Genomic DNA, 6,000 nt, shown 5'->3' with positions numbered 1-6,000 from the left:
TCAGGTGGTCAACTACCTAATTTTCAGGGAAAAAGTACCTCAATTTTCCCCCTGATCACTCCCATGCCTGGTACTTTTTGATTGACAAAAAGTCTAAAAGTCTTACCCAACAAGGTTTTTAGATTTATTCAGCAGACCCTAGATAATCTAAACTTATCACACAAAGAATAAGAGAGCCTACGTTTTACTTAGTCGAAAACGCTGTAAAAAAATAAAAAACCTCGGTGTCCAGCCGAGGTAGCGCTAAGTTATGTAGGAGAACTCAAGCAAATCTGTCAATGGGGTAAACCCAAACCCCGAAAACTTTTTCAAGCTAGTAGGCCAAGCTTTTTACCGTTGTCTCGGACTCAAGGAATCATCTTCTGTCCTATAATCTTCGAGACAATCTGAACTGGCTTGGTGTCTTGGCTGTTTTGCTTTAACTTTTAGTTCATGTAAATAAATGTAACAATATTTTTACAAATTGTAAAGAAGGATTGACAAAATAAAACTTATATGAGTTATAAGCTGAGTTAATATTTTTCGCCGATCGAAGCTAGGGAGGTAATATATAGGGAGATTGGTTCACTAGCGTGACAAGGTGTACCCAGAATGTCCTATTTGTTTTTGTTGCCACTGTTCACCGCTGCCTTGGCTGCCTATTTCTGGCAGAAGTCCAGCGATGAGATCGCTTATCTCGCCAGTGCTGCCACGGTAATTAGTTTAGTGTTGAGTCTGGTTTTAGCTCCTTGGCAGATTCAGCTATTAATTCTCTTGACAGTTGTGATTGTCGTCACCTTTTTATGGCAAGGACGAGAAGAGCAGAAGAATGTCCCCGTCCCCACTCCAGAAACCGCTGGCGAGAAAAAGTACCGTGGGGCCGCCTATATGGAGCAAACAGTCGCCGAGGCTCCTGTCAAGGAGCGGGGGGGTAAATATCGCGGTGCGGAGGTTAAAATCACCAATAATCCCACGGTGGCTAACCCAATTCGCTCCTCATCTCTCAAATATCGCGGTGCTGGTTCGGCAAACAATGACCAGTAAGTGAGTTATCAGTTATCAGTTATCAGTTATCAGCTTCTGAAGGCAAAAGGCAAAAGGCAAAAGGCAAAAGAAAGAATCTGGCAATTCTCTTACCTAAAAAGAAGGTTAGAAACTAAGCACATCAAAGCTTTTGGCTTAACCAATTAGGTCTTAGATTCGGTCGAATTATCAGATTTGAGTTTTAAGTTCACTGATTGGGTGCATCTTATATTTGTGATTTTGGTGAGCAGCAGAAGTTATTAAAAGAGGGCGAATGCAATTCGCCCCTACAATAATATTATTGAGATGCCCCCACTTCCTACTTCCCACTTATCTACTGGTCTTGAATATAAGGCTGATTATTCTTGAGACAGTTGTATGCCTTTTGTAACTCGATTCCCAGATAACCGATATGTTCGGGAATAATTGCGGGATTGGTAGCGGCAAGCTCGCGGATTAATTTGAGGGGATTTTTGCCTTGATAACAGGCGACAATTTCCCCACTGCCGGGGGTAGTTTGTTGGACGAGAATTTGTTCTTTCTCCACGGAAATCAAAAAGTTACCGCTAGGGTCAAAGAAATCGCGCTGATTGACAATTTTATCGTACTGGGTGGCGATTAATCGTTCGACATTTTCCCAAGTATCATCGTATATATGGGCCGATTGACTGATAGTAATCAATGGACCCATGGATAAATTGTAGTCGGAGTGGTTGCTAATCTCATCCCTAATATGTTGCTGTAAAGCACGCAATCCCATGGCATTTGCCGGCCAAGCGGCAAACATATCATTACTTCTAAATATTGCGGTGAGAGATAATTCATTTTCCACCACTCGCACCCAAATATGATTTAAACAGGGACTACCTCCCTTTTCGTGGTCTTTCACATCCCAGAGGGACATAACTGCACTAGCTGCATCAATTTCTGAGATTAATTTATTAATAACCTGTGCAATTTGATCCCGTCCAAACCAAGAGCGCAATCTTTGACCATAGGTGTATTTAACTCCTTGGTGTATAGGGGAATCATCGAGAATTTGTCCGATATATTCGGTGAGAAAAGGTCTATCTATAGGCAAATAATTAGGTTCGGGAAAATAAAAGTCTGGGGGTTCATCGGTGACGACGGCCATTAGGTCAATTAATTCTTGCCATTTACCATCATATCCTGTGGGTCTAATTGTGCCGGTGGTTTTAATCTTTTGGAGAATTTTTACCCAAGTTTCGGCAATAGTTTTGCCTTCAATGCGATGACCGTATCTTGTCCCGGGTAGCAGAGAAGGAAGATTTTCTAAGAGGGGAAAGATTAAGGGTTCTCCCCAAGTTGGTAAGGGAGATTGTTCTGCATAACTTTTGACGATTTCAATCGCTTCTGGGATGGATTTAACCGGTTGATATTGAATTGATTGACGTAATTTTTCGAGAGTTTCTCGGTCAATTTCTTTGTCAATGTATCCCGTGATAGGAGAATTAATTAGCCAACATTCTCTACCTGTGTCACTTTTGCCTAACTGAAATCCTTGACTAAAAAAGTCTAGCAAACACTGACAGCTACCGGAGTTTTTATCTTCCTTAGTAGCGTTGAGAATAACTAAGTATCTAACGTGGGGATTTGCGATTAAGTTTCTCAGCAGGGGACTAATTCCTCTGGTGGGACTATAAAGATTACCAATTACTGCATATTGGTCGGGATTTAAATGTTTAGCAAGGGACTGTTTTACTGTCCATCCCGTGATAATTGCCGTTTGGCCGTGACCACAGATTAATTGATTAGGTTTATAGTGGGGTTGGTAGGTGAATTTTGTTAGTGAGCTTTGACACTGAGCGTGTCGAAGTGTTGTCGAACTAGGGGTGGTTTCTATACTGAGCATGGATTTAAATTAATCGGTCAAGATAATTAATAATATTTTGGTGAAGGTGTTCTATTGTATCATTGCCATCCAGTTGTAAACAATTATCTTTATATTTTTTAAATATCTGGAGAAACATCTGACGAACTTTCATTAACTTTTCTTGTTTTTCGTACACTTCTGTGATGGCTCGGTTTTTAATTCTTGCCAGAGAAATATCGGGAAGAACATCGATATAAATGACTAAATCGGGATTGGGAAAATGTTGATTTAACTGCCGAATAAAAGCCAATTCTTCGGGATTATTGCCATTGTAGGCCAGGGAAGAAAAATAATAACGCGTAGTGATAACGTGGGTTTGTTCTTGCTGAATAAGTTTAAAAACACCATCGTGATCATTATATAAGTGATAATGGCGATCAGCTGCAAACAGATAAGCCATTTGTCGGTCAAATTGATTTTGATCTTTGATAGAAATAAGATTAGTTTGCATTATTTCTCGAATCAAACGACCGATGACTCCCTCGGAAGGTTCCGGACTTAAAACTGCTTTTTCCCCTCGCTTTAAAAAATATTCTTGTAAGAGTTTTGCTTGGGTACTTGTTCCAGATCCGTCAATACCTTCAAAGACAATAAATTTCGGTTTCATAATTTAATCTTCTTTTTTTATATCTAATTATCTGAATAATTTTTTTAGCCAAGTTAACCAAGATTTTTTCTGGGGGATTAATTGCGTCATTTCTCCGATAATCTCTCCCATACTTCCCCAAATATAAATATTTTTATTGAGGGATTGTATGGTTAAATTTTCTTGTAAAGCTAAACCGATGATACCGATCATTTCTGCTGCCTGATTACTGACTATTTGCGCTCCCAGTATTTTACCATCTTCTCGGTAGATTAATTGACAAAATCCGGTGGTTTCTCCCCAGATTTGCTGTGGGATCATATTTTTGATGGGATAGTTGATTATCTTTACCTCCTCACCATAGATCTCCTGGGCCGCTTTTTCAGTTAAACCCACCCAAGCAATAGCCGGCTCAAAAGCAATAAATGAGGGAATTTGATCGGGATTAAAGTTAAATTTTTCTCCCGTGAGCAGATGCTTGACTAACCCAAAAGCAGCCCGGTGATTTAAAGTAGGATCGGGATAATTATTTCTGAGCAAATTTAGGGCATAAATGCGGGAATTATCGGTTTGTAGTTGCTGATTAACCCTGATTAGTCCTTGCTCTAGTTTAACTCCCACCCCAGCCAAATTTAATCCCCGTTCATTGACTTGATAATTACCAGCAAAAATGAGATCATCAACTTCGATGACGCGATTGCCTAATTGTAGCCATTTTTGACCCTCGATCGCTTTTACTTGACTAGGACAATAGCCGGGTAAAATCTTAATTCCTTCCGCTTCTAAAATGGCAGTAACTAAATGGCAGATTTCCCGATCAATATCCGGCAGTAGATAATTATCCTCGATAATTAAGCTAATTTCTTTCCCCAAACGTCGGAGAATTTGCGCTAAACTAACAGCCATGCTGCTGTTGCCAATAATCGCTAAATGTTGTCCTAAATTGTCTAAATTTGGCTCTTGCCAAAGGGTTTGAGCGGTAAAATAATTAACCTCATCTAATCCGAAAATTTTCGGTACTTGTGCATAAAAACCTGGGGCGATAAGATAGTGTTTAGCCAACAATTGCCGACCGTTAACCACGAATCCTAAATGGGGCAGCCGGACAAATTCCCCCCCACCCGGGATCACATCTATTCCTTCCGTGGCTAATCTTGCCAAAGAATGATTTTTATTAATAGTTTTATCCACTTCCTCTAACCATTGCCGCAACCGTTGCCATTGGGGATAAATGGCCGTTTCTTGCCAATGATTCAGCAGTTTATAGAGATGGATAATTTGGCTGTACCCCTTGCTAAAAATTTCCTCAGATGCCTCTAAATTGTCGCTAGAAGGCTGTTGCACTAAAGCCACCCTTTTTTTGAGGTGAACAGCCAACAAAGCCGCTTCTATCCCCGCAGGAGTGGCACCGATAATTACTAAGTCGTAAACCACAAATATAAAGTAGGAATCAGGAGACAGTATTCAGGAGACAGGAGACAGGAGACAGTATTCAGGAGTCAGGAGTCGGAATTCAGGAGTCAGGAGACAGTATTCAGGAGTCAGGAGTCGGAATTCAGGAATCGGAAACTTAACACTTAAGTAGGGAGGCAAAATTATTTGTAGGATGGGTTAGCGGTAGCGTAACATAATCGGGCGTTGGGTTTCATGCTTCAACCGTTCGGCTGAGCTCACGGCCGAAGCCCAACCTACGTTCATCTTATATTTAATTCCACCCACCCACTTAAAACTCAAATCTGATAACTGATAACTGATAACTGATAACTGATTACCGGCGCCGGTCTTGCAGTTTTTTATAGACATCTCGCAGGGGGACTTGATGATAGGCGAGGGCGACGAGAGTATGATAAAAAAGATCGGCCACTTCTGCAGCAATAGCATCGCCATCATTATCTTTGCAGGCCATGACCACTTCTGCCGATTCTTCGCCGATTTTCTTGAGAATTTTGTTATCTCCCCCGGCCAAAAGTTTACAGGTGTAGGATTCCGGATGAGGATCGTCCCTGCGATCGCAAATTACCTTAAACAATTCCGAGAGGGTGTCGGCCGCTGGTGGTGATTTTTGCCAGTTTACTTGGTGAAAACAGCTTCTTTCGCCGGTATGACAGGCAATATCACCAATTTGCTCAATAGTTAGCAAGATAGCATCACTATCGCAATCGTAGCGAATTTGACGCACTTTTTGGATATGGCCTGAGGTGGCTCCTTTGTGCCATAATTCTTGACGAGAACGACTCCAATACCACGCTTCCCCGGTGGTGAGGGTTTTTTCGAGAGATTCCCGATTCATCCAGGCCATCATTAACACTGTACCATCAAGATAGTCTTGAGCGATTGCTGGTACTAAACCCTGGGGATTATAAGCGATCGCGTCGAGGGGAATAGCGGAGAGTAAAGAGGACATCAGTTTTTCGCGGTCAAGAATTATAGTGGGACAAATTGCCCAAAGCTTAATTATATAGCCTTGAGGAATTCCCCTAAATGGCCGCACAAATTTACCGAAAAATTGGGTTTAAAG

General features: G+C 41.3%; 5 protein-coding genes. 1 reads left to right on the top strand and 4 read right to left on the bottom strand.

Features of this window, described 5'->3' with window-relative positions; all coding sequences use genetic code 11:
* Positions 1–591: 591 nt before the first annotated feature.
* Positions 592–1,023 (top strand): DUF4278 domain-containing protein, encoded by a 432-nt coding sequence (locus IM485_RS05890; protein ID WP_104397695.1) that lies wholly within the window; start codon positions 592–594, stop codon positions 1,021–1,023.
* A 313-nt stretch (positions 1,024–1,336) separates the two neighbouring features.
* On the opposite strand, the gene IM485_RS05885 is transcribed toward IM485_RS05890, so the two are convergent.
* The 4 genes from IM485_RS05885 to hisIE form a co-directional block, all read right to left on the bottom strand.
* Entirely contained in the window at positions 1,337–2,875 is a 1,539-nt protein-coding gene (locus IM485_RS05885; RefSeq protein WP_238142071.1) for a thymidylate synthase, read from the bottom strand.
* A gap of 4 nt (positions 2,876–2,879) precedes the next feature.
* On the bottom strand, positions 2,880–3,503 hold the full coding sequence (tmk, locus tag IM485_RS05880) for a dTMP kinase (protein WP_104397694.1): 624 nt from the start codon (positions 3,501–3,503) through the stop codon (positions 2,880–2,882).
* 27 nt (positions 3,504–3,530) lie between these two features.
* Positions 3,531–4,916: a dihydrolipoyl dehydrogenase family protein gene (locus IM485_RS05875; RefSeq protein ID WP_287741884.1), complete on the bottom strand. Its 1,386-nt coding sequence runs from the start codon at positions 4,914–4,916 to the stop codon at positions 3,531–3,533.
* A gap of 334 nt (positions 4,917–5,250) precedes the next feature.
* Entirely contained in the window at positions 5,251–5,886 is a 636-nt protein-coding gene (gene hisIE / locus IM485_RS05870; protein WP_104397692.1) for a bifunctional phosphoribosyl-AMP cyclohydrolase/phosphoribosyl-ATP diphosphatase HisIE, read from the bottom strand.
* Between the last annotated feature and the right edge of the window lie 114 nt (positions 5,887–6,000).

Origin of the sequence: Microcystis sp. M169S2, assembly GCF_020245865.1 — a bacterium.
GTDB lineage: Bacteria > Cyanobacteriota > Cyanobacteriia > Cyanobacteriales > Microcystaceae > Microcystis > Microcystis ichthyoblabe_A.
The sequence above is the reverse complement of the archived record's forward strand: the minus strand, read 5'-3'. Positions and strand labels throughout refer to the sequence as shown.

Coding starts and splice junctions, on each gene's coding strand:
- IM485_RS05890 (WP_104397695.1), top strand. CDS start 592: ATGTCCTATTTGTTTTTGTTGCCACTGTTCACCGCTGCCTTGGCTGCC.
- hisIE (WP_104397692.1), bottom strand. CDS start 5,886: ATGTCCTCTTTACTCTCCGCTATTCCCCTCGACGCGATCGCTTATAAT.
- tmk (WP_104397694.1), bottom strand. CDS start 3,503: ATGAAACCGAAATTTATTGTCTTTGAAGGTATTGACGGATCTGGAACA.
- IM485_RS05885 (WP_238142071.1), bottom strand. CDS start 2,875: ATGCTCAGTATAGAAACCACCCCTAGTTCGACAACACTTCGACACGCT.